The 26,359-nt window shown below is 37.8% G+C and carries 25 protein-coding genes; 10 read left to right on the top strand and 15 right to left on the bottom strand.

Features of this window, described 5'->3' with window-relative positions:
* Both EZL74_RS06280 and EZL74_RS06275 read left to right on the top strand, forming a co-directional pair.
* Positions 1-2,267, top strand: a 2,267-nt coding sequence (locus tag EZL74_RS06280; protein WP_131475749.1) for a T9SS type A sorting domain-containing protein, incomplete at its 5' end; no start/stop codon positions are given.
* A 332-nt stretch (positions 2,268-2,599) separates the two neighbouring features.
* Positions 2,600-6,340 carry an HYR domain-containing protein gene (locus tag EZL74_RS06275; RefSeq protein ID WP_131475748.1) on the top strand — a complete coding sequence of 1,247 codons (3,741 nt, stop codon included), beginning with the start codon at positions 2,600-2,602 and terminating at the stop codon, positions 6,338-6,340.
* A 68-nt stretch (positions 6,341-6,408) separates the two neighbouring features.
* Here EZL74_RS06275 and EZL74_RS06270 read toward each other — a convergent pair whose 3' ends face one another.
* Positions 6,409-7,362 (bottom strand): TerC family protein, encoded by a 954-nt coding sequence (locus tag EZL74_RS06270; protein WP_131475747.1) that lies wholly within the window; start codon positions 7,360-7,362, stop codon positions 6,409-6,411.
* 205 nt (positions 7,363-7,567) lie between these two features.
* On the opposite strand from EZL74_RS06270, the gene EZL74_RS06265 reads away from it, so the two are divergent.
* Positions 7,568-9,757: a glutamine synthetase III family protein gene (locus EZL74_RS06265; RefSeq protein ID WP_131475746.1), complete on the top strand. Its 2,190-nt coding sequence runs from the start codon at positions 7,568-7,570 to the stop codon at positions 9,755-9,757.
* A gap of 61 nt (positions 9,758-9,818) precedes the next feature.
* Here the strand turns inward: EZL74_RS06265 and EZL74_RS06260 are convergent, their stop codons facing one another.
* On the bottom strand, positions 9,819-10,877 hold the full coding sequence (locus EZL74_RS06260) for a hypothetical protein (RefSeq protein ID WP_131475745.1): 1,059 nt from the start codon (positions 10,875-10,877) through the stop codon (positions 9,819-9,821).
* A 1-nt stretch (position 10,878) separates the two neighbouring features.
* On the bottom strand, positions 10,879-11,331 hold the full coding sequence (locus EZL74_RS06255; RefSeq protein ID WP_131475744.1) for a T9SS type A sorting domain-containing protein: 453 nt from the start codon (positions 11,329-11,331) through the stop codon (positions 10,879-10,881).
* Positions 11,332-11,441: 110 nt separating this feature from the next.
* Between EZL74_RS06255 and EZL74_RS06250 the strand changes: the two genes are divergently transcribed.
* From EZL74_RS06250 to EZL74_RS06230, 5 genes are all read left to right on the top strand, one after another.
* Positions 11,442-12,329 carry an OmpA family protein gene (locus EZL74_RS06250; RefSeq protein ID WP_131475743.1) on the top strand — a complete coding sequence of 296 codons (888 nt, stop codon included), beginning with the start codon at positions 11,442-11,444 and terminating at the stop codon, positions 12,327-12,329.
* A 1-nt stretch (position 12,330) separates the two neighbouring features.
* Entirely contained in the window at positions 12,331-13,170 is an 840-nt protein-coding gene (locus EZL74_RS06245; RefSeq protein WP_131475742.1) for an OmpA family protein, read from the top strand.
* Complete coding sequence (locus tag EZL74_RS06240; protein WP_131475741.1) at positions 13,170-13,943, top strand: OmpA family protein; 774 nt, start codon at positions 13,170-13,172, stop codon at positions 13,941-13,943. The genes EZL74_RS06245 and EZL74_RS06240 overlap by 1 nt, the downstream gene beginning before the upstream one ends.
* Positions 13,944-14,034: 91 nt before the next feature.
* On the top strand, positions 14,035-15,213 hold the full coding sequence (locus EZL74_RS06235; RefSeq protein ID WP_131475740.1) for an AIR synthase related protein: 1,179 nt from the start codon (positions 14,035-14,037) through the stop codon (positions 15,211-15,213).
* Between the two features lie 15 nt (positions 15,214-15,228).
* Positions 15,229-15,657 (top strand): hypothetical protein, encoded by a 429-nt coding sequence (locus EZL74_RS06230; RefSeq protein WP_131475739.1) that lies wholly within the window; start codon positions 15,229-15,231, stop codon positions 15,655-15,657.
* Here EZL74_RS06230 and EZL74_RS06225 read toward each other — a convergent pair.
* The 8 genes from EZL74_RS06225 to EZL74_RS06190 all read right to left on the bottom strand — a co-directional run bounded on the left by EZL74_RS06225 (position 15,654) and on the right by EZL74_RS06190 (position 20,772).
* Positions 15,654-15,929 carry an ATP-dependent Clp protease adaptor ClpS gene (locus EZL74_RS06225; RefSeq protein ID WP_131475738.1) on the bottom strand — a complete coding sequence of 92 codons (276 nt, stop codon included), beginning with the start codon at positions 15,927-15,929 and terminating at the stop codon, positions 15,654-15,656. The two genes, EZL74_RS06230 and EZL74_RS06225, sit on opposite strands and share 4 nt — an antisense overlap.
* A gap of 36 nt (positions 15,930-15,965) precedes the next feature.
* Positions 15,966-16,799 (bottom strand): 50S ribosomal protein L11 methyltransferase, encoded by an 834-nt coding sequence (gene prmA / locus EZL74_RS06220; RefSeq protein ID WP_131475737.1) that lies wholly within the window; start codon positions 16,797-16,799, stop codon positions 15,966-15,968.
* A gap of 65 nt (positions 16,800-16,864) precedes the next feature.
* Positions 16,865-17,332: a hypothetical protein gene (locus EZL74_RS06215; RefSeq protein ID WP_131475736.1), complete on the bottom strand. Its 468-nt coding sequence runs from the start codon at positions 17,330-17,332 to the stop codon at positions 16,865-16,867.
* Between the two features lie 148 nt (positions 17,333-17,480).
* On the bottom strand, positions 17,481-18,233 hold the full coding sequence (gene tpiA, locus EZL74_RS06210) for a triose-phosphate isomerase (RefSeq protein ID WP_131475735.1): 753 nt from the start codon (positions 18,231-18,233) through the stop codon (positions 17,481-17,483).
* A complete protein-coding gene (locus EZL74_RS06205; protein ID WP_131475734.1) occupies positions 18,233-18,730 on the bottom strand; it encodes a TlpA family protein disulfide reductase in 498 nt (165 codons plus the stop codon). Before EZL74_RS06205 ends, tpiA begins: the two co-directional genes overlap by 1 nt.
* 27 nt (positions 18,731-18,757) lie before the next feature.
* Positions 18,758-19,078, bottom strand: a complete 321-nt coding sequence (locus tag EZL74_RS06200) for a hypothetical protein (RefSeq protein ID WP_131475733.1) — start codon at positions 19,076-19,078, stop codon at positions 18,758-18,760.
* Positions 19,079-19,127: 49 nt separating this feature from the next.
* Positions 19,128-20,216, bottom strand: coding sequence for a MauE/DoxX family redox-associated membrane protein (locus EZL74_RS06195; RefSeq protein WP_131475732.1), 1,089 nt, complete (start codon positions 20,214-20,216; stop codon positions 19,128-19,130).
* A 10-nt stretch (positions 20,217-20,226) separates the two neighbouring features.
* Positions 20,227-20,772 carry a DUF1599 domain-containing protein gene (locus EZL74_RS06190; RefSeq protein ID WP_131475731.1) on the bottom strand — a complete coding sequence of 182 codons (546 nt, stop codon included), beginning with the start codon at positions 20,770-20,772 and terminating at the stop codon, positions 20,227-20,229.
* Between the two features lie 125 nt (positions 20,773-20,897).
* Between EZL74_RS06190 and folP the strand changes: the two genes are divergently transcribed.
* Both folP and EZL74_RS06180 read left to right on the top strand, forming a co-directional pair.
* The gene (gene folP, locus EZL74_RS06185) at positions 20,898-21,716 is read left to right on the top strand and encodes a dihydropteroate synthase (protein ID WP_131475730.1); all 819 of its coding nucleotides are present in this window, start codon (positions 20,898-20,900) and stop codon (positions 21,714-21,716) included.
* The gene (locus tag EZL74_RS06180; RefSeq protein WP_131475729.1) at positions 21,713-22,348 is read left to right on the top strand and encodes a hypothetical protein; all 636 of its coding nucleotides are present in this window, start codon (positions 21,713-21,715) and stop codon (positions 22,346-22,348) included. The genes folP and EZL74_RS06180 overlap by 4 nt, the downstream gene beginning before the upstream one ends.
* Positions 22,349-22,376: 28 nt before the next feature.
* On the opposite strand, the gene rlmH is transcribed toward EZL74_RS06180, so the two are convergent.
* The 4 genes from rlmH to EZL74_RS06160 all read right to left on the bottom strand — a co-directional run bounded on the left by rlmH (position 22,377) and on the right by EZL74_RS06160 (position 26,355).
* Entirely contained in the window at positions 22,377-22,850 is a 474-nt protein-coding gene (gene rlmH / locus EZL74_RS06175) for a 23S rRNA (pseudouridine(1915)-N(3))-methyltransferase RlmH (protein ID WP_131475728.1), read from the bottom strand.
* Positions 22,851-22,858: 8 nt separating this feature from the next.
* A complete protein-coding gene (locus tag EZL74_RS06170) occupies positions 22,859-23,599 on the bottom strand; it encodes a shikimate dehydrogenase family protein (protein ID WP_131475727.1) in 741 nt (246 codons plus the stop codon).
* Positions 23,600-25,000 carry a tetratricopeptide repeat protein gene (locus tag EZL74_RS06165; protein ID WP_131475726.1) on the bottom strand — a complete coding sequence of 467 codons (1,401 nt, stop codon included), beginning with the start codon at positions 24,998-25,000 and terminating at the stop codon, positions 23,600-23,602. It abuts the gene before it with no gap.
* A gap of 152 nt (positions 25,001-25,152) precedes the next feature.
* Entirely contained in the window at positions 25,153-26,355 is a 1,203-nt protein-coding gene (locus EZL74_RS06160) for an aspartate aminotransferase family protein (protein WP_131475754.1), read from the bottom strand.
* Positions 26,356-26,359 lie beyond the last annotated feature (4 nt).

The following is a 26,359-nucleotide window of genomic DNA, read 5'->3' as shown; positions in this document are numbered from 1 at the left end:
ACGGAAACTCAGCTACCTCGCCATTCTCGGCTTCGGCTTCCGGTACGTATACTATTGTCGCTACCGATGCCAACGGCTGTACGGATACCAAACAAGTAACCATCACCATCCCAACTAAAGTCGAATTGACAGCTAACGGCACCAACCCATTGTGTTTTGGTGGCAGCGGATCAATTACCTTCAGCGCAACGGGAGGAACAGGTACTAAAACCTATACGGTAAACGGAAACTCAGCTACCTCGCCATTCTCGGCTTCGGCTTCCGGTACGTATACTATTGTCGCTACCGATGCCAACGGCTGTACGGATACCAAACAAGTAACCATCACCATCCCAACTAAAGTCGAATTGACAGCTAACGGCACCAACCCATTGTGTTTTGGTGGCAGCGGATCAATTACCTTCAGCGCAACGGGAGGAACAGGTACTAAAACCTATACGGTRAAYGGAAACTCMGCTACCTCGCCATTCTCGGCTTCGGCTTCAGGAACATACACCATCGTGGCTACCGATGCCAACGGCTGTACCGATACCAAACAAGTAACCATCACCATCCCAACTAAAGTCGAATTGACGGCTAACGGCACCAACCCATTGTGTTTTGGTGGCAGTGGATCAATTACCTTCAGCGCAACGGGAGGAACAGGAGATAAAACCTATACGGTGAATGGAAACTCAGCTACCTCGCCATTCTCGGCTTCGGCTTCAGGAACATACACCATCGTGGCTACCGATGCCAACGGCTGTACCGATACCAAACAAGTAACCATCACCATCCCAACTAAAGTCGAATTGACGGCTAACGGCACCAACCCATTGTGTTTTGGTGGCAGCGGATCAATTACCTTCAGCGCTACAGGTGGAACAGGTACTAAAACCTTTACGGTAAACGGAAACTCCGCTACTTCGCCATTCTCGGCTTCAGCTTCAGGAACATACACCATCGTGGCTACCGATGCCAACGGCTGTACCGATACCAAACAAGTGACTATTGTTATCCCGACTGAAGTAGTAGTTAGCTTAACATCTCTTCCGGAAATTTGTGCCAACACAGCTACAGGTAGTGTGCAAGCTACATTTTCAGGAGGAACAGGGGTATACATGGTAAGTATTGATGGAGGAGCATTTACAGCACAAACATCTCCTTATACTTTTGCAAGTTTAAATTCAGGATCACATACGGTTGTGGTTAAGGATGCAAATGGTTGTGAGGATATGGAACAAATAAATGTTGGCCTAATCCCTTGTGATGCATTCTGTACTTATACTCAAGGAGCCTACGGTTCTGCAGGTGGTGCAATGTGTGACGGAGAGAATAGTCATTTGACTACTGCACAAGCAATAGCACAATGTTTGAGCAACGCAGGAGGTACCATTACAGTAGGTCAGCCTGGACGTTCAGTATTCATGACTGCACCGGGTGCTGTAAGTTGTATTATTGATAAATTACCTGGTGGTGGTCCTGCCAAAGAGCTTCCGGCCGGAAATAACAGTATTTGTTCATTACCGTCTTCTTTATTGAAAAATGGTAGAATAAGTAATGTTTTATTGTCACAAACTATCACTTTAGCATTGAACTCAAAACTTAGTTTGGAAAATGATTTAAGTGCCTTTACATTACAGGCAGGTACTTTTGCAGTTGCCAGTCCGCAAGGAGGTTGTGGTTCAAAAATCGCTAAGGAAAGAATCTGTGGACACTACAATGAAGCCGGTGTGTGGGTTAACACAGTTAATGAATACACTTATAAAACCTTCCCGGCATCTGTATTGAATGCCATTACAGCTGATGCAAACGGCAATAAAACAGTAGCCGGTTTGATTGATTTAGCCAACCGTGCTTTAGGTAATGCAGATGGTATTGTGGGTTCAGAAGCTGGTGTTAGCCTCTCAGCGATTAATGGCGCCATAGATGCTCTAAATGTAGGTTTCGATGAATGTAAAATATTTATTGGTTGGAATGTGGAAAAATGTCCGTCTCAACCATTAGTAAGAGTGAATGCTTCATCAGACAAGGAATTTAAAGGTCTTTCAGTAGTTGTTGCTCCAAACCCATACACTGATAATTTTAAATTAAGTTTGACAACTGTAAACAGTGCTCAGGTAAATATTTCAGTTTACGATATGACAGGAAGATTAATTGAAAAACGCGATTTAAATCCTAGCGAAGTATCTGAAATACAAGTGGGTAATAATTATTCTTCAGGAGTTTATAATGTGATTGTAACTCAGGGAGAAGAAGTGAAAACACAAAGAGTAATCAAAAAATAATTCAACCAAATTATTTGAAATTAGCCCCTCAGTAATGAGGGGCTTTTTTATACTAATGAAATAGAGGGGTGTTAACGTTCTTCGGAAATTGTAATTCAGTGTAAATTTTTCAAAATGATTAAAATAACTTTAGATTAATAGTTCAAGATTTTGAATAAAAATGGTAAGATTATCTTTTAATCGAGTTTAAATAACATTCAACGATTTTAGAATTGTACTGAAAAAATATTATCTAATTTCGGACAATTAATGAAAAATTATCAGCCCCAAGCTATAATTAAACTTTGTTTGCTAATTGTATTGGTATTAACCTAACTTAATATTGTACAATAATGAAACAAAAAAACGCAGTTGTATATACGCCAAATAGGATGTGTATATTGAACTTTTTTGTAGCTGTTGCAACATTTCTTACTGTATTTCTTGCGCCAAATACAGCAATGTCGCAGCAACAACGAAAAGCAACAAGTAAATCAGATTTAAAAGAAACGCTACAAGTTTCTGCTCCGGGTACACTTGCCAGCCTTGGAGGTTCTGTATCAAGAGTATCTAATGTCAACGGACCAAGTGTATTCAGTCCTCAAGCCGGGGCATTATCAGAAGTATACAGTTCAACAGGACATTATACACTTTCGGTTGATGGTAAAGGTTCTTCGCTTTCATCAATGACTGTAAGAGTTAATAAACCTAATGCTTCAGCAACTGTGCAAAAAGCGATACTTATGTCGAGTGCAACAGGAGCAACTATTGCCAATGGCTGTGTTACCATATCAGGTTCTCCTGTAAGTTGGAATGGTAGTGCAACCAGCAGCAGCAGTGGAATAGGATTTAATAACTATTGGGCAGATGTGACTAGTCTTGTATCCGCTCAGATTAATGCATTTCCTGCAGGAATTTCTACAATGACAGTAACTGAGTGCAGTAGTTCTACTATTGAAGGAGAGGTGCTTTTAGTAGTGTTTAATGATGCTGCAGCAACCGAAAAAACAATAATTGTTATGTTTGGGGCAGCTACGCCTTCAGGAGATAATTTTTCTGTGACCTTGGCGCAACCAATAAACCCGGCTCAACCAGGAGCCTTGTTGGATATGGGATTAGGAATAGCTTTTAGTTATCAGGCAGCAGGAGGAACTCAAACTTCTCAGGTTTCGGTTAACGGACAAAGATTGTCGAGTTCTGCCGGTGGTGAAGACGACGGAGCTTCTGAAAATGGAGCCTTATTAACGGTTGGAGGAATTGGAAATTCAAATGCTAATCCTTCGAATCCTAATGCAGGTCCTACAAATCAATTTACAGATGATGAGTTGTATTCTATATTGCCTTTTATAACCAATACAACGACAAGTTTAAATATCAATACGGTTAATCCATCAGGAGACGATAATATTTTCCTAGCCTATTTTGCCCTTTCAGGAGCAGCTATTATTGGTGAGGGTATTTTACTGTCTCAAGATACTACTTCCGGAAACGTGGGAACTAACCATACAGTTAAAGCGCTTGTTAAAAATGCGAATGGATTGCCTCTAGCCAACAAAACGGTTACTTTTAGCATTCCGACTGGACCAAATGCCGGACTGGCTCCTTTTTCAGTAAACACCAATGCAAGCGGAGAAGCGTTTTTTACTTATTTAGGTTCGGGTGGACCGGGCGTAGATACGATTAAAGCATGTTTTACAGATAGTCAAAACCAATTAGCATGTTCCAACGTTCTTTCATTCCAGTGGATTGCCGCTACATTCCCGCCATCTATAGAATGTCCGGCAGATATTACCGTTAATGCTACAGCAGGTTCATGTGGAGCTAATGTGACTTTTGCTGCAGCAACTGCTTCGGGGGATCCAACTCCTGTAATTACATATTCACACGATTCAGGAAGTTTCTTCCCTGTTGGATTAACAACGGTTACAGCTACAGCTACAAATGCTAATGGTTCAGCTTCTTGTCAGTTTGTTGTAAAAGTGAACGATACAGAAGCGCCGTTAATTAATGTTTCAAATATAACCAGATGTTATGGTGAAGATAATTTTGGTTGTGGTATAGCCTTGGGTGCAACGGCCACGGATAATTGTGAATTAGCTTCACTTACCAGCAATGCTCCTCAGTGTTTTCCGGTTGGTACTACGACAGTTACATGGACAGCAACTGATATACACGGAAATGTTTCAATTGCTACTCAAACAGTGACTAGATATCCTGAATTAGTTGTTAATTGTCCGGGAGATGCTAATGTAAGTTGTAATGAAGATGCAGCTGAAGCTTTTGCTTCTTGGATTGCAGGATTCAATTACACTGGAGGAGGGCAGAATTCAATTGCTACTGATTTGTCACAATATCAAATGCCTGCAGCAGGGGTACCATTGGTAGTTAACTATGTTGTATCAGATAGTTGTGGAGCTGTATCATGCAGTGCAGTGTTTACCAGAACTACAGATGTAACACCACCTGTATTCACATCTTGTCCTTCAGGAGCTGATTTGGGCTGTAACCCTCAAGGAGGTTTACCGGCTCCGGGTGTGGCCGTTGCAACAGATGAAAACGGTGTTGTAAGTATTACTTCTGCTTTAGGTGAAGAATCAATTGATGGATGTATGCATTCACAAACCAGAACTTATACAGCAACTGATGCTTGTGGTAATTCCTCAACCTGTAACCAGGTATTTACATGGAAAGTTGATTTAGAAGGTCCTGTATTCAGTAGTAACTCTGATTACAGAGAAGTTTCAGTAAACAATGGTGGTTCAGTTTGTGGTCAAGATTTAGGTGGTGGCGGAATAGCTACTGTGACCGAAAAAATGGACAATTCCAGACCGGTATCAAATGACAGAGTTTATTTTGATCAACCAAGAAATCAGAACCATCCGACAGTACCACTTACCTGGACTAATGGAGTAAACAATATTGCTCAGTCTGACTATTTTGAAGGAATGGGTGTTCCGCAACGTATAGTATTTACTCAATTAACAGGAACTACTCATACCTTCAGATTCCGTCATCAGGCAGTTAAAAGTCAAGGAGGTAATAGTAAACATGCTTTTGATTTCTTAATGTCATGGGAACAAGCTATGGCCACAGCCGCAAGCTTAGGTAATGGAGCGGTTAACGAATTACAAAATCTTATCAATCAGCAATGTGACGGAATGCCTGCTGTATGTCAAAACTTGACTAACACTGCATATGCTACTTTGAATGACAATATGGGTAATCCGCCAAACCATCACGGTAATGCAAATGTTAATGATGTGGTTGCCGGTTTCGAACAACAATACGGAAACAGACAAATTGAAATAAAAGGAAATGCTCCTATCGCTAATTTCAACATCAACTTTGATGGTTATTCAGGTACAGCAACTGGTGATAATTATGCATGGTATACTGTAACTTGGACATCAGCTTCAAGCAATGTAATGATTAAACTTGCAGGAAGAGCTGCTCAAGGTCATGGATCATTAGGATACGGAAACTGTTATGGAGCCGGATCGGTAAACGGAGCACCATACCATTTCAAATTGGAACAACTTGATGGACATTCTCTAGGAAACAGGGATAATCAAGTAATGGTTGAAAAAACATGTGATGTTAATATTCCTGTAGAATTTGATACTCCTGTAGTTACAGATAATTGTACTTCTTCTCAAATTGTTCCTGTAATAGTTAATGCTGATGTGATTACCGTTGATGCAGATGGTTCAAAAACACACTGCAGAACTTGGGAAGCAACTGATGGTTGTGGCAACACTAAAACCTATACGCAATGCATAAAAGTAATGTGTTCAAGCTCTGATGTTGCTTATAAAGTTTCTGAAATGATTGAAATGGGTGCGGCTGAGAATTTAAAAGTTAAGGTTTATCCAAACCCTTATACCAGTGATTTCAATTTGAGTTTTACAACATCAACTAATCAGAAAGTTTCGGTAACTGTTTATGACATGACCGGAAGATTGATGGAGAAAAATGAAATTGACCCTACAGACATAACTGAAGTTAAAGTTGGAGGCAAATATTCATCAGGAGTATACAATGTAATTGTTACTCAGGGTGCTGAAGTGAAAACTTTACGTGTTATTAAAAGATAATCAAGTAGTTATGAATAAAAAAAGCCCCTCATTGAGGGGCTTTTTTGTTGGTATAATGGGTAAAAAGGTTAGCTTTTTTTCGCCTCAGCGTTACTCTTTTTAATAGATACAAGTATCCCAACTAACAGTGATAAAGCGATAAAACTCAAGGAAACCCATTCCGGAAATTTATAATAATGAACCAGTAACATCTTAATTCCGACAAATGTTAATATGGCAATTAAACTGTATTCTAAATAGCTGAATTTTTCTAACATATTGGCTAAAAAGAAATACATAGAACGCAATCCAAGAATGGCAAAAATATTAGAACTGAATACTAAAAAAGGGTCAGAAGTAATAGCCAATATAGCCGGAACACTGTCTAAAGCAAACAACATGTCCATGACTTCAATAACAATTAAAGCAACAAAAAGAGGGGTGGCAGCTGTAATGTGTTTTCGTTTTACAAAAAAATGCTCTCCGTCAACGTGACTTGTAATAGGCATTATCTTGCGCAGATTTCGGTAAACAAAAGATTTTTTCGGATTGAATTCTTCCTCTTCTCCGCTGTACAACATTTTGATGGCGGTAAAAATCAAAAATCCTCCAAACAAATATGTCATCCAACTGAATTTGTTGATTAGTATAACCCCGAAGAAAATCATCAGACCTCTGAAGAAAATAGCGCCGAGTATACCCCAGAATAAAACCCGGTGCTGGTATTTCTGCGGAATTTTAAAAGAAGCAAAGATTACGGCAATGATAAAAATATTGTCAATGCTCAATGATAATTCTATAAGATAACCAGTGATAAACTTCATGGTTGCTACTGCTGGCTTGATACCTGTAGGGTTATCAATGTATTCATGGCTGTAAAGCCAATTAATCACAATGGAAAAGATGAAGGACAACGCAACCCAAATTCCGGTCCAAATCCCCGCTTCTTTGGGTTTGATGATGTGTGGGTTTTTGTTGAATACACCTAAATCTAAGGCAAGAAACAAAAAAATGGCGGCTAAAAAGAGAATCCAAACAGTCATAATAATTGATTTGATAGTTACAAATATAGGCGATTGGTTTTGTTCAAAATTATTATTTAACGATTTTGTAAAATAATTAAAATCGATATGAAAAGTAAAAAAAAATAATTTACCCCTAAAATAAATGGGGTGTTTATGTTTTTTTAATATAAATATTTTTATTTTTGCTGTAATTATATGGGGTATAACTAAAAAAATAAATTTTATGTCAACTTTGCGTTTTCAAGCATTAAAAGATGTATCGGCCAGAAAGCCTGTGAAATTTGAAGAAGCTGCCCGAAAATCAGCTATTTTCGGAGCTAATGTGTTCAACGATAAAGCAATGAAGCAGTTTCTTACTTCAGATGCATATAAAGGAGTAAAAGATGCCATACAGCACGGAACCAAAATTGACAGGAAATTGGCCGATTATATTGCCATGGGAATGAAAGAATGGGCCATTGCTAAGGGTGTAACTCATTATACGCATTGGTTTCAACCTTTAACCGGTACCACGGCCGAAAAACACGATGCTTTTTTTGAAACTTCCTACGACGGTTCTGAAGTTTTGGAGAAATTTGGTGGCGGTCAATTGGTACAGCAAGAACCTGATGCATCTTCTTTTCCTAACGGAGGGATAAGAAATACATTTGAAGCCCGTGGTTATACCGCATGGGATCCGACTTCGCCGGCATTTATTTTTGGGACAACTTTGTGTATACCAACAGTGTTTATTTCCTACACAGGAGAAGCATTAGATTATAAAACGCCTTTATTGCGTGCCCTTAATGCTGTTGATGAAGCAGCTACAGAAGTGTGTAAATATTTCGATAAAAATGTAAAAAAAGTAACGGCTACCTTAGGATGGGAACAGGAATATTTCTTGGTAGACACATCTTTAGCTAATTCGAGACCCGATTTGTTACTGACAGGCAGAACCCTATTAGGACATACATCGGCCAAAGGACAACAATTAGACGATCATTATTTTGGTTCAATTCCTTCCCGCGCTCTAAATTATATGAGAGAATTAGAGGAGGAATGTATGTATTTGGGAATTCCGGTAAAAACCCGTCACAATGAGGTGGCACCCAATCAATTTGAATTAGCGCCAATTTTTGAAGAAACAAACTTAGCCGTTGATCATAACTCACTTTTAATGGATGTCATGTCTAAAGTAGGAGAGCGGCATGATTTCAAAGTGCTTTTTCACGAAAAACCGTTTAAAGGAGTAAATGGTTCAGGAAAACACAATAACTGGTCATTGGCCACAGATACTGGGGTAAACTTGCTTTCTCCCGGCAAAACTCCAATGAGTAATTTACAGTTTTTGTCATTCTTTATCAATACCATTAAAGCAGTTCAGGAATACGAAGAATTGATGAGAGCCTCCATCGCTACGGCAAGTAACGACCATCGTTTAGGAGCCAATGAAGCTCCACCGGCCATTATTTCGGTATTCATAGGACAACAGCTGACCAAAGTTTTGGAAGAATTAGAAGGAGTAACCAAAGGAAAACTATCTCCGGAGGAAAAAACTGATTTGAAGTTGAATGTAGTGGGTAAAATTCCGGATGTATTGTTAGATAATACTGATCGAAACCGAACTTCTCCTTTTGCTTTTACCGGAAATAAATTTGAATTCAGAGCAGTAGGCTCATCGGCCAATTGTGCCAACTCTATGACCACTCTAAATTCAATTGTGGCCAAACAATTGAAAGAATTCAAGAAAGAAGTAGACGCTTTGATTGATAATAAAGGGCTTAAAAAAGATGAAGCTATTTTTAATGTTCTGAGAGAATACATCAAACAAACTAAGAATATTCTTTTTGAAGGAGACGGATACAGTGAGTCTTGGGAAAAAGAAGCTAAAAAAAGAGGACTGAGTAATCACAAAACCACACCGGCTGCATTGAAAGCCAAAGTGTCCAAAAAAGCATTGGATTTATTCCAAGATTTGAATGTGATGAATCATGTAGAAGTAGAGGCTCGTTACGAAATTGAATTGGAAGAATACACTAAAAAAATTCAAATCGAAGGAAGAGTACTCGGCGATATAGCCCGTAATCACGTGATTCCAACCGCCATTCGTTACCAAAATACATTAATTGAAAATGTAAGAGGATTAAAGGAAATCTTTGGTAAGGATTTTGAGAAAATTGCCAAGGAACAAATCTTTTTAATCAAAGAAATCTCTTCGCATATCGAAGGCATCAACTCCAATGTGGAAGCCATGACCGAAGCCCGCAAAAAAGCCAATGTCTTAACCGATGCACAAAAAATGGCTGAGGCCTACTGCGATAAAGTGAAACCTTATTTTGAGATCATTCGCTCGCATTGCGACAAATTAGAATTGCTGGTAGATGATGAAATTTGGACATTAACCAAATACAGAGAGTTATTGTTTACCCGATAATTCAGTTAAAACAGATAAAAAATCCAGCTCATAGAGCTGGATTTTTTTTGATAGAACTAACTTAATTTGTTCCAGAAGTTATTAATGTTGGAGAAGCGTTCGAATTAAATGTTTGCGATGACCATGTACCGATTTTTCCATTGAATATATAAGCCTTGTTGTCATATAAATCAAGAAAAGCGAAATTACCATTGGTAGCGGTCAATATCGGTGAGGCATTTCCATTAAACGTTTGCGACAACCAAGTGCCTGTCTTTGTACTAAAAACATAAGCTTTATTATCGTATAAATCAAGGAAAGCGAAGTTTCCATTTGATTCCATTAAATCCGGAGATGCATTTGAATTGAAAGTTTGTGATGCCCAAATACCTGTTTTTGTATTGTACACATATGCTTTGTTATCATAAAAATCAATAAATGCAAAGTTATTATTGGATGTCACTAAATCAGGGGAAGCATTTGGGTTAAAAGTTTGTGAAGACCAAATTCCGGTTTTTCCATTACACGAATAGGCTTTGTTATCATAAAAATCAACAAAAGCAAAATTACCATTCGACTCTATCAATTGAGGTGAGGCATTTGCATTAAACGATTGTGAAGACCAAGTTCCAACGGTACTCGTATATACATAAACCTTATTGTCGTATAAATCAATAAATCCAATATTGGAAGTTTTATTCTCGATGATTTCATCATTAATATTGGTATTACCTGCAATACTGGAAACGCTTGCAGCATGCATAGCATAAGGAACCGAGAGTAATTGCGTAGTTCCTACCAAGGCATAATTAGTTCCGCCCGAAGCATCCATTTCTACTTTTAAGAATTTAGAATTGTTTCCCCAGTTGATGGTGTTGAACGCTCCCGAAACCAATGTTCCCTGTCCGATTACCAAGTTAAAAAGCCCTTGTGCATTGGTAGTTTTTAATTGGGTTTCTGTATATAAAATAGTTCCCGAGGAAGAGCTGTCCAAAATTGAAAGCTTCACTCGTACATCCGAACTCACTACAGGAGCTCCTGAACTGTTCAAGGCAATTGCCTGATAGGATATGCCCTGAGGTACTTGGGCAAATGTCAAAAAGGAAATGAATAATGCTGAGAAAAGTAATAGTTTTTTCATGTTAATGTTTGATTATTTTAAAGGAATTGATGTTTTTGTTTGAAAACTGAATAAGATAAACACCGTTTTGAAGTATCGATAAATCCAAAGAATTATCAGCCGCTATCTTTTGCTCAGAAACTAGTTGCCCTGTGATATTGAACACCAAAACTTTTTCATGGGTTAAATTGGTTTCGGTTTGAAAGTAAACAGTAGCAGTCGTTGGGTTAGGAAAAACCGTAATCTTGTTACTCAGCTCCAGTTGCGGTACTTCTAATGCTTGTTGAGTTTGTGCCAAAAGTCCAATAATTCCGGTGCTTGATTGATTTTGATTTTGTGGAACCACTACAATTTCACCTACTGATATTGAAGAACTGTTAGCAATAACACTACCCGAATTCACCGATTGTATCAGCGTCTGAGAACTGACTGTAAGTGAAAGGGTTAAAAATCCAAAAAGTAGTAATGATTTCATTTAATAAAGTTTTATTTACAAATGTAATTATTAATTACTTATAGTCAGGATTATATTTTACAAAAGCAATACTATTTTTGCGTAAATTACGTTTGTATTAAAAGCGATTTATGAAGCCTATTTTTGTTTTTCTTTTTTGTGTTCTTTTTGCTAATACCTTTCATGCTCAGGAACAGTTTGCGTTGTATTTTGACAGCAATAAATTTGAATTAAATAACAAAGAAAAGGAAAGACTAACAACTTGGTTGACCGAAAATAAAAACAATAAAATAGTCGCCATACACGGTTTTACCGATGAAGACGGGACAACCGGATTTAATGATACTCTGGCTCAAAAACGTGTTGATGGTGTTTTCAGAATCATCAAAGATAAAATAAAAATCAGAGAAGATTTTAAAACCAGAAGCTTCGGCGAAAGTTTCAATCAGTCTAAAATTAAAGCCGAAAACAGGAGAGTTACCATTTATTATATTTTAGAAAAAGACTTAATTCGGGAAGATGAAATCCTCGGAATTAAACAAGAAACCCGTGAGGAAACTCCCAAGCCCGAAATTGAATATCCCGAAAAACTAATGTTCGAAAACCCTAACGGGACTACCTCTGAATTTAAACTTGACCAAGCTTTTATGAAAAAAATAGGCGAGGCAAAACAAGGAGAGAAAATCAAAATCGAGAACCTGAATTTTATCATCAACACCTTTGCAGTGGTGCCCGAATCTCGGGTCAAAATGTATGAACTTTTGGTCGTGCTCCAAAGAAATCCGCAATTAAAAATTGAAATACAAGGACACTTGTGCTGCATGCCGACTGACCGATTGGATTTATCAACCCAACGAGCGAAAGCCATTTATAATTTTTTAGTGGCCAACCAAATTTATCCGCCAAGATTGTCCTACAAAGGATTTGGCAGTACACAACCCATTTATCCGTTACCCGAAAAGAATGAACAGGAACGCGCGGCTAACAGGAGAGTTGAGATTTTAATTGTTGAAAATTAGAATGAAGAAGCTTTGCTTTGTTTTATGGATGTTGCCGTTTATTGCCTTTTCCCAAAAGCAATATGAAGTGTTCTTTGATTTCAATAAAGAGTATCCCAATCAAGCTTCAATGACAAAATTGAACCAATGGATAGCGGCTAATAAAACTGTTGAAGTCATAGGTATTTTTGGGTATTGTGACAGTGTGGATGACAGCAACTACAATAAGGAATTGGCCATGAGAAGGATAAACTTTGTTATGAAGTCACTCAAGGATGGAGCTATAGCCATTAACGATAAAGTAGAGTTAAAGCCATTCGGCAAAGATTTTAAATTTTCTAAAAAGCAGGAAGAAAACCGAAAAGTAACGTTGTTTTATAGATCAAAAGAAGAAGAAAGTAAAGAAAATAAGGATATTGCCAAAGGAGATGAATCCGTATCTTCATTTGACAGCCAAGCCTTAATTGAAAAAGAAGTATCACAGTTAGCTGGTAAATTTGGGAAGGCAAAAAAAGGAGATCTAGTCAAAATTAATAACATTAATTTCCTATTTAACTCAGAGCGAATTGAGGAACGGTCACGACCTATCCTGGAAGAATTAGTGCAAATTATGCTTGATAACCCAAAACTAAGAATAGCCATTCATGGCCATATTTGCTGTAACCCGAATGTTATGGATACCAAATTATCGTATCGTAGAGCCTTAGTTATTTTTAACTATTTGAGAGAAAACGGAGTTGAGTTAAGCAGGTTGTCCTACAAAGGTTTTGGTAGCAATGACCCCATATACAAATTACCTGAACGAAACGAAGCTGAACGAAAAGCCAATCGCCGCGTAGAAATTTTAATCGTCGACAAATAATGAAACATATAATCATCATAGTGTTGTTTTTGGTTTCCTCAAAAAGTATAGGGCAAAGTCAATTCGAAGTATTTTTTGATTTCAATAAAGACTTTCCTAACGAGAAATCGATTTTAGACTTCAACGAATGGTTTGCTAAAAATAAGTATATTGAAGTCAGTAAAATGATGGGCTATTGCGACAGCGTGGACACTAAAGATTACAATAAAAAATTGGCCGAACGACGCATTGATAACGTTCAAAAATTACTCGAAAAAAGCGGCATCAGTATTCAACAAAATTTGGAGCGCATTGCTTACGGCAAAGAATTTAAACAATCCAAAATTCAGGCAGAAAACAGAAAAGTAACCATCTTTTATAACGAAATTAAAAACGAAAAGCCTATTGTTTCAAAATTATCAGAGAAAATAATGAACTCTAAAGTAGGGGAGACCGTAGCTTTGCCCAATATTTATTTCTACAATAATTCGGCACGAATAGTTCCCAAATCAGAGCCGACACTACTTGAACTGCTCTGTGTTATGGAAGAAAATCCGAAACTGAAAATAGAAATACAAGGACATATTTGTTGCCAAAAAGTATACGATGTCAACGATGTTTCTTCGTCAAGAGCGCGTGCCGTTTATACGTATTTACTCCGCAATAAAATAGATAGAAAGCGCATGACCTTCAAAGGATACGGAACTTCGCATCCGGTACATCCTATACCTGAAAAATCTGCACAGGAAGAAGACGAAAACCGACGCGTAGAAATTATGATTCTGGAAAAGTAATTCACAATTTACAATTCACAATTCTAATTACTATCTTTGCGGCACAACAACATTTACCCTGAGCTTGTCAAAGGGCAACTAACTACTACTAATGAGTTCTGATAACAGCCAACGCTACAATTTGCGCGGAGTTTCGGCTTCTAAAGAAGATGTACACAACGCCATCAAAAACATTGATAAAGGCTTATTTCCCAAAGCTTTTTGTAAAATTGTCCCCGATTATTTAACCAATGACGAAAATTACTGTCTGATTATGCATGCCGATGGCGCCGGTACTAAATCGTCACTGGCCTATATGTATTGGAAAGAAACCGGTGATTTGTCCGTTTGGAAAGGCATAGCGCAAGACGCATTAATCATGAACATTGACGACTTGCTTTGTGTAGGTGCTACCGATAATATTTTGCTTTCATCCACCATCGGAAGAAACAAAAACCTCATTCCTGCCGAAGTAATATCTGCCATCATCAACGGAACAGAAAAATTGATTACCGAGTTAAAAAACTTTGGAGTAACCATTCATTCTACAGGAGGTGAAACTGCAGATGTGGGCGATTTAGTCAGAACTATTATCGTAGATTCAACCGTTACAGCCCGTATGAAACGTTCGGATGTAATTGATAATGCCAATATCCAAGCCGGCGATGTTATTGTAGGTTTGGCTTCTTTTGGTCAGGCCAATTATGAGAAAAGTTATAATGGTGGCATGGGCAGCAACGGTTTAACATCGGCACGTCATGATGTTTTTGCCAAATATTTAGCCGAAAAATATCCGGAGAGTTTTGATGCTTCGGTACCCCATGAGCTAGTTTATTCAGGAAATACTAAACTTACCGATTCGGTAGCAGGTTCTCCAATTGACGCCGGAAAATTGGTTTTATCTCCAACCCGGACTTATGCGCCTATTATTAAAACCATATTGGAAAAATATTCGTCGAACCATATTCATGGTATGGTACATTGCAGCGGTGGAGCACAAACCAAAGTCTTGCATTTTGTGGATGAGGTGCATGTTATAAAAGACAATCTATTTCCGGTTCCGCCATTATTCAAGTTGATACAAGAACAATCCGGTACCAATTGGAAAGAAATGTACCAAGTCTTCAACTGTGGGCATCGCATGGAGTTATACGTGCCCGATGCAATAGCTCACGACATCATAGCAATTTCAGAATCATTTGGTGTAGAAGCCCGAATTGTAGGCAGAGTAGAGCCTTCTGTCAATAAAAGACTCACCATTCAAAGTGAGTTTGGAACGTTTGAATATTAATCAGTAAAACAAACTATGAAAATAAATCCCAAAAACGGTGTTGGTCAATTGTTATTCGGTATGAAACAGAATCATGTTGAAAGTATTTACGGTAAACCTGATAAACAATTCAAAGATGAAGACGGTAATGTGATTTATCTGTATAACAACGAAAAAATTAGACTGACCTTTTACGAAGATGAAAACTTCCGTTTGGGGTATATCATTACTTCTAATCCTCAAGCAACTCTTTTAGATCAGGTTGTCATGGGTAAAAATATAGAAGAGCTCAAAACCAACCTGCCTTTCAAAACTTGGGAACAAGAAGATTTTGACAGTACTGAGAACCATTTTAATGAAAGTAATTGGTTGATTCTTCAGACCGAATACGGAACAGTAATACGGGTGGAGTTAGGAGCTATCATCAAAGATAATGATGAATTCGACTGGAAATTTAAGGCTTAAACAATTTCAGCACTTAAACCGGCTTCCAACAATTGAGTACATTGAGGTTTTAATTCATCATACTGTCCGGTTTTTACAGTACATTTTCCTTTGTAATGAACTAAAATAGCACATTGTTCTGCTTGTTCTGAGGTGTGTTGGCAAACTCGGATTAAGGTGTCAATTACATGATCAAACGTATTGACATCGTCGTTATACAATACAATTTCGTTGTTAATTCCAACCTGTTCTTCAACTAAAACGTCTTCTTGTATTTTTTCTATCGTGCTCATTTTCATTTCGTTTGTATTCCGATTTTTTTCCGAGTGCTAATTTACATATTTCAAAGAAACCCAATTATTTCTTTCGAATTTTTTAACATAAGTGAGCCCTTTCTCTGTACAGGATGCATCAATAAAAGGGATATCTTCGCTGTAAAATCCGCTCAATAAAAGGATCCCGTTTTTGTTCAGGCAATCCACATATTGTTGCATGTCGTTTAACAGGATATTGCGGTTGATGTTGGCGATGATTAAGTCGTATTTTTTTCCTTTCAGTAATTCGGCATCTCCTTCATATACGGTAATCTCATGACGGTTGTTGCGTTCTGCATTTTCAATCGAATTTAAATAGCACCAGTTGTCAATGTCAATGGCATCAATGGGTTTGGCTCCTTTCATTTCGGCAAGAATGGCAAGAATGGCTGTTCCGCAACCCATATCTAGGGTTTTCATATTGGTAACATCCGTTTCTAAAAGATGTTGAATCATCATGTGTGTTGTTTCATGATGACCGGTCCCGAAGCTCATTTTAGGTTCAATCACGATATCATATTCGGCTGCTGTTTTTGGATGAAAAGGAGCTCGAACGTGGCATTTTCCGTCTACGTCGATAGGTTCGAAGTTTTTTTCCCACTCTTCATTCCAATTGACTTGATCAATCTCTTCGATTGTGTAGGAAATAGTGAACTCAGGAGAATGTAGCAGATAAATATCATCCAGTATGTCTTTAGTATGAAGGTCTTTCTGAATGTAAGCAACAAAACCATTATCCGTTTCAATAAAACTTTCAAAAGGTTTTTCACCCAATTCGGCGATTAAAATTTCAGAACCTAATTCTTTGGGTTCCACAGTAAAATGGTATCCTAAATAAACGTTTGACATGCTGTATTTTTTTGGCAAAGGTAACAATCAACAGCCTTACAGCGAAGTCATTTCAGGAAAACTTTTTAGTCTGATTTTACGATGGCTTTCAAACTGGCATTGGGTGCTTCATCCGTCTGAACGTAAAAAATCATCAGTTTATTGTAGCGTTTATCGTCAGCATCATAAAGATACGTTATAGTGTTCTCTTTAGGATTGTAGGTTAGTTTCCCTTTCATAAATTTCGATCGGATTAGCCAAGAGCCTTCTTCGTCACTGTCTTGTTTAAACTGATAGATAGAACCATGGTGCATTCTGACCAAACCGTTATCTATCATGCTGACAACAATATATCCGTTAGATTTAGAACCAATTTCACGAATGTCTATGACGGAGTTTTCATATTCCGTTTCCATCAATTCGTATTTGTCGTAGTCTTTATTCCAAACATAGTATTTTCGGGAGTCTGATTGGAATCGTTTTTGAATATCTATTTGGGCAAGTAGATTCAGACTACAAAACAGTAGGAGTACAAGTGTGAATTTCGCTTTCATTTGATTTGACAAGATTTAGGTTGGTAAAACTAAAAGTATTTTCGATTAAAAGCAAATAAAATCGATAAAATGCAATTGTTTGTTGTAATAACAAAAAAAAACCTTTCAATTTAATGAAAGGTTTTGAAATTTTGAAAGGATTTTTTTCTTATACAGCAGCTACAATGGCAGCAAAATCTTCAGCTTTGAGGGCAGCTCCACCAATTAATCCGCCGTCAACATCCGGTTTTGAGAAAATTTCTTTGGCATTATCAGGTTTTACACTACCTCCGTAAAGTATAGAAACGTCTTCGGCTACATTACTGCCAAAACGTTTTCTGATTGTTTCTCTGATGAATTCGTGCATTTCCTGTGCCTGTTCAGGGGAGGCAGTTTCTCCGGTTCCGATAGCCCAAACAGGCTCGTAGGCCAAAATGATTTGTTCCCAATTTTTAGCTTCAAGGTGAAATAAACCGTCGCGCAACTGATTTTCAACTACATTAAAGTGTTGCTTGTTTTGACGGTCTTTCAGTTCTTCGCCAAAACAAAAAATTACGGACATATCGTGTTTTAAAGCGGTAGTTACTTTTTGGGCAAGAATGGCATCGGTTTCATGAAAATAGGCTCTGCGTTCTGAGTGCCCCAGAATTACCCTGTTTACCCCAATGCTTTTCAGCATGTCAGCTGATACTTCTCCGGTGTAGGCTCCTGATTCGTTTTGATGCATGTTTTGAGCCGCAACGGTTATATTGGTAAACTCCAGATGATCAACAGCAGAAGCGAGGTTGACAAAAGTTGGTGCTACAATGATTTGTGCTTCGGTATCAACAGGTAGTTTGTCAATTAATTCGTTTAAAAGGTCTTCGGTTTCTTCGGCATTTTTGTGCATTTTCCAATTACCGGCAACTATCTTTTGTCTCATTATTGTAAATTTTTTAGGGTCTTGTTTATTTTGTCAAAATCGGTTTCTATAGCTCTGTATATTTGAATTTTGCCTTTGCCGTCGAGTACAATATAGCGCGGTATCCAATCCAAATCAATTGATTTGCCAAAAGTACCTTTCATACCACCAGTAGCCCAATAATGGTCTCCTTTCAGCTCGTGTTTGGCTATGCCTGAATGCCATTTGTCAAAAGCTTTATCCATAGAGATGAATACGTAATCTACATTGGGATTGGCTGCTTGCATTTCTTTTACTTTGGGCATTGCCTTAACACAATCGCCACACCAGGAGGCCCAAATTTCGATAACGGTAGGTTTTCCGTGATGCTTTTTTAAAATTTCCTTGAATGTAATTTCGGTATTCTCAGGAGTAATCAATTTTTGATCTAATGATTCTTTGGAAAAAGACTCTTTTTGAAATGTTGAAAACGCAAAAGCAATCATAATCACAACTAAAATTACAGCAATTTTTTTCATTTTTTTGTTTGTTTGGGAAAATAGGGGTTATTCTAAATCAGAATCCGTCACTTGTTTTGTCTTACCGTTTTTCAGGTAATATAATTTGTGACTTTTTCTCTTTCGTTCGCGTCTTTCTTTGCGCTTCTTAGTGTCATAAAGGTATTTCAGAATCAAAACAACTCCTAATGCTGATGTAAATACTAAAGTACTTCCCAGAATAATCCAGATAGTGTTTCCCATTGGCGGATGCTCCATCGTTGAGAGGTGATTCAAAACATACTGCCCAACAAAGAAAACTACTATGCACAAACCAATGCCGATGAGTCCTCGTTCATTGATTTTTCGGGACATGATATACTTAATCATATGTGAAGTTTTTTATGGTTTAAAATACAAAATGATAAGCAAAGTAGGATTATTTTTTTAATTCTGAATAAGGTTTCTGAATTAATTTTTGATAGTCTACCGGGTCAAATTTGTTATCTGTAATTCCCCAATAGTATTTGTATTCGTTTCCGTTCCATAAATATTTTACACCAGGAGTATCTTTACCCGATCCCAAAACTTTCCAAAACGGAATCACTTCAATAATCTTATAAGGATATTCAGCACCGGCAAATTTGAAAAAATCCGGAATTAAATCAGCTTCCTCATTCATGAAAATGACGTAAATCTCAGGGAAGTTTTTATTGGTTTTTCGCATTTCAGTTAACTCTTTGGCGGCTTCACGACAGTGGTCACAACCCGGTACAAAGAAGCAAAGGGTTTTACGGCCTTTATCAATATTGGCGAAATATTGTGCATAGCCTGATTTGTGCTTTTCAGGTTCGTTGCTTTCCGTTTTGATTTCATTTTTTAGCGCTTCAGCTTTTTTCAGCGTGTCTTTCACAATTTGAACCGAAGTTGTATCAACACTCGTTTCAGCTACAGTGTCAACAATACTTTCCTCCGGGGTGGAAACTGAAAATTTGCTTTCCATCGGCTGTATTGGAGCCAACATGAATAATGCCAGGATTGAAGCAAAAGTCACAGATGTCAGTACCCAAAAATTGTCTTTCTTTTCATTAGATTTTGGCATAATGACAAACAACCAAACCAACAAAGCCATGGCCACTACGTTTTTAATGATAGCTTCTATCGGAGTCATGGGCAACAAACTCCCAAAACAGCCACAGTTTCCGGAGTTACCGCCGTCCTGTATGGTTACTATGGTTAAATGTGTTGTAAATACGGCCAATAGTAATATGGTGCCCGGAATAACAATGCTTCGCAAAAAGTGTTTTTGTAAAATTAAAAAGCCCAAGGCAAATTCAATTCCGATTAATATTCTCGAAAAATAAGGCGCAAAACCTTCCGAAAATCCCATGGGATACAATTGCTTTACTTCAAAAGTTGAAATGGCAAAATAAGGCGATGGATATAATTTGGCCACAGCTGATAAAAGGAAAAGGAACGAAATGATGATTCGGATTCCCAGAGCAGTATTGTTTTTAGATAAACTCATAACTTGTAAATTAGTTTTGCCCGAATTGCATCAAAATCAACGCAAAAACGGAGTAATTAATCATGTCTTGGTAATTGGCATCTATGCCTTCTGAAACCAAAGTTTTACCTTGATTGTCTTCAATTTGCTTTACACGAAGCAGTTTTTGTAAAATCAAATCGGTTAGGGAACTCACGCGCATTTCTCTCCATGCTTCTCCATAGTCGTGATTTTTGGCTTCCATCAATGATTTGGTCAAAGCAACCTTGGCGTCATACAACTCTACGGCTTTTGCAACGTCTAAATCGGGTTGGTCTACTACGCCTAAATCGAGTTGAATAAGCGCCATAATGCAGTAATTGATGATTCCGATAAATTCACCGGTTTCGTCTTCGTCAACTTTGCGGGTTTGGTTTTGTTGCAAGCTGCGGATGCGTTGTGCTTTGATGAAAATCTGATCGGTTAGTGAGGGTAATCTCAATATGCGCCAAGCACTTCCGTAGTCTTTCATTTTATTGCTGAAAAGTTGTCGGCAAATAGCGATAACCTTATCATATTCCTGAGAAGTATTACTCATTTCAGTGTATCTTTGTATCAAATTTTTTTACTCGCGTACGATTCGTCCCAATGGGTTCGTGTCAAAAGTAAAGAATAAAGATTGAAGTACAAAGGACTAAATCTTATAACTAAGTTAAAATACCAATGACCATTAATTGCCTCGGAAACCTGATAGATTTGTCTGTTCCCAAAGTTATGGGAATACTGAATGCAACGCCCAATTCGTTTTACGACGGAGGCAAATATGCTGACGAAAATGCCATTCTTTCTCAGGTAGAAAAAATGTTGATTCAAGGAGCTACTTTTGTCGACATAGGAGCATATTCCAGTAAGCCCAGTGCCGAGTTTGTTTCTGAAGACGAAGAAATCAATCGTTTATTGCCTGTGCTCAAAATGGTGCTCAAGGAGTTTCCCGAAACCTTAATTTCGGTTGATACGTTTCGTGCCAAAGTAGCCAGGGCAGCGATTGAAAACGGAGCCTGTATCATTAACGATATTGCTGCCGGAAATTTAGACGAAAACATGTTCAAAACCGTTGCCGAGTTGCAAGTACCTTACATCATGATGCACATGAGAGGTACGCCGCAAAGCATGCAGAGCCTTACGGAATATAACAATATTACTAAAGACGTTTTATTTTATTTTTCTGAAAAAATAGCTCAGGCCCGAAGTTTCGGAATTAATGATATCATCGTGGATCCCGGATTTGGTTTTGCTAAAACATTGGAACAAAATTTTGAACTATTGGGGAATTTAGAGTTGTTTCAGTCTTTGGAATTGCCTGTTTTGGTTGGCGTTTCCCGAAAGTCTATGATTTATAAAACATTAAATACTTCAGCTGAATTAGCCCTTAACGGGACTTCGGTTCTGAATACCATTGCTCTGCAAAAAGGAGCTAATATTTTAAGAGTGCATGATGTAAAAGAAGCTGTTGAATGCATAAAATTAGTATCTCAATTATGAAAAAAATCATTGTAGCCGGAATTTGTTTTTTTCTGTTTTCCTGTCAAAATAAGGAAGTATTGCTGCCCATGGCTGGTGAAACAGTAGTGGCTGACGTGCAGGACCATTCCCCAATTTACTTTTTCTTTAAAACCGAAGAAAAAGATACCTTGATTGAAGTTAACCGCAAGAATTCTATAAGCTCTACTAATTGGTTGTTTAATATTGATAAACGATTGCCGTTGCGTTTAGTCATTCCCGAAATCAAAAAACTTCAGAACAAAAAAGAAGGAAGTGTGCACAAAAGCGAAACATCGGAGAATTATTTTACTTACACCGATACTACTAAGAAACGGATGGCTTTTTTGCCATTTACCAAAATAAGATACCAATACGAAAAACCTGATGGGAATGCAACCGTGATTACCTTTGATGAAAATAATCTGGTGAGATATAAAGATGAAGTTTTTTCAAAAGAACAATTGGCGGTTTTTTTAAATGATTCTTTAAAAGAAGTGCCGTCAACAGTTACCTTTTGTTTCAGTAAAAAACTGAGTTTCGACAAATACATTCAGGATAAGTTGTTCCTTAAAAATTTAGTGATTACCAAAAAAGGAGTGCTTATAAATCACGGTAAGGAATATATTTATTAGTATATCACAAGTGCTGTGGCAGAACGTTTTACTGATGATGGTATGGCTCGTTGCGCAAAATGGTAAAACCGCGATACAACTGTTCTATAAAAAACAAACGTACCATCTGATGCGAAAAGGTCATTAATGAAAGCGAAATTTTGCCTTGAGCTTTTTGGTATACTTCCTGACTAAAACCGTACGGGCCTCCGATAACGAACACTAATGTCTTGGTTCCCGAATTCATTTTCTTTTGCAAATAATCAGAAAAACCGACGCTGGAAAAAGTGCTTCCGTTTTCGTCCAACAAGATTAATTGATCAGTTGGGGTGAGTTTGCCCAAAATCAATTCTCCTTCTTTTTCTTTTTGCTGGTTTTCAGATAAATGCTTTACATTCTTGATGTCCGGAATAATTTCTAAATCGAACTTAATGTAAAACGATAGTCTTTTGGTATAATCCTCAATCAGGGTTTGGAGTGCTTTATTGTCGGTTTTGCCGATTGCGAGAAGTTTGATGTTCATTCGGTTGATTATTTATTCCAGATTTTCCAAGCTTTTTCAGCCTGTAGGACTAACATTTCGTAGCCATTCTTGGTAACAGCTCCTTTCTTTTTAGCTTTCCTGAGAAACTGTGTTTCTTCGGGATTGTAAATCAAATCAAAAGCAATGTGTCTATCAGTAAAAAAAGCATATGGGAGAGGAGGGAATTCCTTAGTATTGGGACTGGTGCCCAAAGGCGTGCAATTGATGATAATGTGATAATTGTCAAAAGTGGTTGCATTGATTCGGTCGTAATCAATCATGCCTTCTTTAGATTCACGCGATACAAAAGTATACAGGATTCCAAGTTTGTCTAAGGCGAATGCTACTGCTTTGGCAGCCCCGCCGGTACCGAGAATCAATGCTTTTTTGTGATGAGGTTGCAATAGCGGTTCCAACGATTTCATAAATCCGTAATAGTCTGTATTGTAACCTTTCAGTCTTCCTTTTTTGGTAAACCGAATGACATTAACGGCTCCGATTTGAGCTGCATTTTTCGACAATTTTGCCAAATAAGGAATGATGGTTTCCTTGTAAGGGATGGTCACATTTAGCCCTTTTAAATCGGGATTGTTTGCAATAACTGCCGGGAAATCTTCGATAGTAGGAATGTCGAAATTATCATAAGTACAATCCACCAAATTCCCTAAAGCAAATTTCTCTGTGAAATACTTTTTGGAAAATGAATAGGAAATATTTTTTCCGATTAGACCATACTGTCTTCTCGACATTTATTCTGGTTTTTGATGTTTGCTAATATAATCCTGCACCGATTTTCGCTCCCAAACAGAAGGAAATAAGTCGGTTATAATGGTGTGGTGTTTGTAATTCAAACGCAAACCGTTGCTCAAATGAAACTTAGCTTTTTCTTCTTCATTCAGCATAAAATAAAATCCGGCTAAGCGGTATTCTACTTCATATTCTTCAGGGAAATACTCAGCAGCTTGTAATAAAGTTAATATGGCATTATTGAATTCACCCAAGTCTTTCATGATGTCAACCCAAAACAACCAGGTATCTAATTGGTAATCTCCGAATTCAACGGCTTTTCGGTACCCGAATTCGGCTTCTTCCAACAAGTTCATGGCTTTGTTGATGGTCGCAAATCGTTTCCAATACAAGCGGTTTTGATCGTCAATAGCTAATGCTTTGTTTACGTAGTACAGAGCTTTTTGGAAGTTTTTTTGGCGTACATAATAATCGGTTATCGCAATCCAACCTTTGTCTAAAAGCGGGTCTTCATGTACTGTTTTGTTGAAATATTTTAAGGCTTCTACTTTGTTTCCCAGTTTTTCATAGCATTTCCCGATGCGAAGCAAGGCATATGAGGTGGGATCGTCTAATTCGATAGTGCGTTTGTAGCTTTCAATTGCCTCCTGGTATTTTTTTAATCGCTCCAAAGCTTTTCCTCTTTCCATATAAGCTCCGATGAATTCTTCATCTATATAAGAAGCTAATTCGAAAGAAGTCGCAGCCATTTCGTATTCTTTGAGCCCATAGTATAAGCGGCCCGACTGATGCCAGGCAATTTCACTGTACGGATTTCTGTCAATGTATTTTTTCAGATATTCAATAGCTTCTGCATTTTGGTCTAAAAACTCAAAACAGTATACTACGTTATATAAGGCTGATTGGTCTTCTATGTCTTCTTCCAAACATTTGATAAAACTCTCTTTGGCCAACTCTAAATTGTCCATAAAAAGATATTCCATGCCCATTAAATTGTATACATCGGCATGGTCTTCGGTATATTTTAGAGCTGTTTGCAAAAATTCTACTGCTTTGTCATGCTGGTCTCTTTTGGAATAAATATTGGCTTTTTGGATGAAGATCTCTTCATTGGTCGGCTCAATGGCGTACAATTCGTTGAGTAATTTTTCGGCCTGATCCAGTTTGTCATCATACACCAACATTTCAACCTGAACTAATTTTAATCCGGTCGATTTAGGGTGTTGTTCTAATCCTAACTTCAATGCTTTTTTAGCCAAAGTTGCTTTGCCCATATCAAGGTAATGCAGGATGATTTCCTCGAATTCCTCAGAGTCGAAAAAGAACACTTTGTTGGTTTTCAACATCGATTCAAATTTCGATAAGGATAAGTTGTAGTCTTCTTCGTCGTGATCCAGGTGCATAACAGTAGGGTTTAAAATTATCCTTAATAAAATTAGGGAAACGCAGTGCTTTTTTTAATAATTGTCGGTATTGTTGTAAACAATTTAATTAACAATTGATTTGTGATTGATGATTGACGATTTTTGATTTTAGAAGTAAAAAATCTGCAATCTTAATTCGTTAATCTTAATTCTTCATTCATCAATTCATCCATTGCCTCGATGATGATGGCACAGCCTTCTCTGATTTCGTCTTCGGATAGGGTTAATGGGGGAGTAATTCTGATGGCGCAAACTTCAAACAACAACCAAAATAAAATCAATCCTTTGTCTTGACATTTAAAAATTACTTTGTTGGTAATTTCAGGGTCGTCGGTCATGGCTGCCAACATCAGTCCTCTTCCTCTCACTTCCTTTATCAAAGGGTGTACCAATAGCTCCCGGAAAAGTTTTTCTTTGGCTAAAGATTGTGAAATGTAGTCTTTTTCAAGTATTTCTTCCAAAGTAGCCAAACAGGCTGCCGCAATGACAGGATGTCCGCCAAATGTAGTAATGTGTCCTAATTTCGGATCATGGCTCAATAAATCCATATGTTTTTCGTTGGCAATGAAGCCGCCAACAGGCATTCCGCCTGCCATACCTTTACCTATTATGACCACATCAGGGACAACGTTGTAGTTTTCGTAACCAAATAGCTTTCCGGTTCTTCCGAATCCGGGTTGAATTTCATCAACAATCAATAACGCACCAACTTCCTCACAGCGTTTTTTGATTTTGGCCAAAAAATCATTTTTAGGCTCTATGAACCCCGCACCACCCTGAATGCTTTCCAGAATGATTCCGGCTGTTTTGGTGGTTATTTTTTGAATATCTTCTTCATTGTTAAAGGTAATGAAATCTACATCGGGAATCAGCGGACGAAAGATTTGTTTGCGTTCTTCAAATCCCATCACGCTCATAGAACCCATGGTATTGCCGTGGTAGGCATTGTGACAGGAAATCAGTTGGCTTCTGCCGGTTACACGACGCACCAATTTTAATGCGCCTTCAGTAGCTTCAGTGCCCGAATTGACTAAGTATACTTTGTTTAGTGAAGGATGGAGATTTTCAACCAATAATTTGCAGTAAGCCACTGCCGGGTGTTGCGCATATTCGCCATAAACCATAACATGGGAATATTTGTCTAACTGGTCTTTGATGGCTTGATTTACTCTTTGATTTTGATGTCCTAAACTACAGGCGGAAACTCCGGCCACAAAGTCCAGGTATTTTTTGTTGTTGGTATCGTAGATATAGGAACCCTTAGCGTAGGAAACTTCCATCCCCAACGGGTAAGGAGAGGTTTGGGCCTGGTATTTTAAAAAATCTTCTTTCATCATT

The sequence above is a fragment of the Flavobacterium silvisoli genome, assembly GCF_004329815.1.
Classification (GTDB): Bacteria; Bacteroidota; Bacteroidia; order Flavobacteriales; family Flavobacteriaceae; genus Flavobacterium; species Flavobacterium silvisoli.
This window is presented reverse-complemented; position numbering and strand designations above follow the sequence as displayed.

What these genes read in the sequence shown, in the direction of transcription:
- folP (WP_131475730.1), top strand. Translation starts at nt 20,898, where the DNA reads ATGACCATTAATTGCCTCGGAAACCTGATAGATTTGTCTGTTCCCAAA.
- EZL74_RS06240 (WP_131475741.1), top strand. Translation starts at nt 13,170, where the DNA reads ATGAAACATATAATCATCATAGTGTTGTTTTTGGTTTCCTCAAAAAGT.
- EZL74_RS06245 (WP_131475742.1), top strand. Translation starts at nt 12,331, where the DNA reads ATGAAGAAGCTTTGCTTTGTTTTATGGATGTTGCCGTTTATTGCCTTT.
- EZL74_RS06205 (WP_131475734.1), bottom strand. Translation starts at nt 18,730, where the DNA reads ATGAAAAAAATTGCTGTAATTTTAGTTGTGATTATGATTGCTTTTGCG.
- prmA (WP_131475737.1), bottom strand. Translation starts at nt 16,799, where the DNA reads ATGTCAAACGTTTATTTAGGATACCATTTTACTGTGGAACCCAAAGAA.
- EZL74_RS06180 (WP_131475729.1), top strand. Translation starts at nt 21,713, where the DNA reads ATGAAAAAAATCATTGTAGCCGGAATTTGTTTTTTTCTGTTTTCCTGT.
- EZL74_RS06250 (WP_131475743.1), top strand. Translation starts at nt 11,442, where the DNA reads ATGAAGCCTATTTTTGTTTTTCTTTTTTGTGTTCTTTTTGCTAATACC.
- EZL74_RS06225 (WP_131475738.1), bottom strand. Translation starts at nt 15,929, where the DNA reads ATGAGCACGATAGAAAAAATACAAGAAGACGTTTTAGTTGAAGAACAG.
- tpiA (WP_131475735.1), bottom strand. Translation starts at nt 18,233, where the DNA reads ATGAGACAAAAGATAGTTGCCGGTAATTGGAAAATGCACAAAAATGCC.
- EZL74_RS06165 (WP_131475726.1), bottom strand. Translation starts at nt 25,000, where the DNA reads ATGCACCTGGATCACGACGAAGAAGACTACAACTTATCCTTATCGAAA.
- EZL74_RS06160 (WP_131475754.1), bottom strand. Translation starts at nt 26,355, where the DNA reads ATGAAAGAAGATTTTTTAAAATACCAGGCCCAAACCTCTCCTTACCCG.
- EZL74_RS06270 (WP_131475747.1), bottom strand. Translation starts at nt 7,362, where the DNA reads ATGACTGTTTGGATTCTCTTTTTAGCCGCCATTTTTTTGTTTCTTGCC.
- EZL74_RS06170 (WP_131475727.1), bottom strand. Translation starts at nt 23,599, where the DNA reads ATGTCGAGAAGACAGTATGGTCTAATCGGAAAAAATATTTCCTATTCA.
- EZL74_RS06265 (WP_131475746.1), top strand. Translation starts at nt 7,568, where the DNA reads ATGTCAACTTTGCGTTTTCAAGCATTAAAAGATGTATCGGCCAGAAAG.
- EZL74_RS06255 (WP_131475744.1), bottom strand. Translation starts at nt 11,331, where the DNA reads ATGAAATCATTACTACTTTTTGGATTTTTAACCCTTTCACTTACAGTC.
- EZL74_RS06195 (WP_131475732.1), bottom strand. Translation starts at nt 20,216, where the DNA reads ATGAGTTTATCTAAAAACAATACTGCTCTGGGAATCCGAATCATCATT.
- EZL74_RS06190 (WP_131475731.1), bottom strand. Translation starts at nt 20,772, where the DNA reads ATGAGTAATACTTCTCAGGAATATGATAAGGTTATCGCTATTTGCCGA.
- rlmH (WP_131475728.1), bottom strand. Translation starts at nt 22,850, where the DNA reads ATGAACATCAAACTTCTCGCAATCGGCAAAACCGACAATAAAGCACTC.
- EZL74_RS06200 (WP_131475733.1), bottom strand. Translation starts at nt 19,078, where the DNA reads ATGATTAAGTATATCATGTCCCGAAAAATCAATGAACGAGGACTCATC.
- EZL74_RS06235 (WP_131475740.1), top strand. Translation starts at nt 14,035, where the DNA reads ATGAGTTCTGATAACAGCCAACGCTACAATTTGCGCGGAGTTTCGGCT.
- EZL74_RS06215 (WP_131475736.1), bottom strand. Translation starts at nt 17,332, where the DNA reads ATGAAAGCGAAATTCACACTTGTACTCCTACTGTTTTGTAGTCTGAAT.
- EZL74_RS06260 (WP_131475745.1), bottom strand. Translation starts at nt 10,877, where the DNA reads ATGAAAAAACTATTACTTTTCTCAGCATTATTCATTTCCTTTTTGACA.
- EZL74_RS06230 (WP_131475739.1), top strand. Translation starts at nt 15,229, where the DNA reads ATGAAAATAAATCCCAAAAACGGTGTTGGTCAATTGTTATTCGGTATG.
- EZL74_RS06275 (WP_131475748.1), top strand. Translation starts at nt 2,600, where the DNA reads ATGAAACAAAAAAACGCAGTTGTATATACGCCAAATAGGATGTGTATA.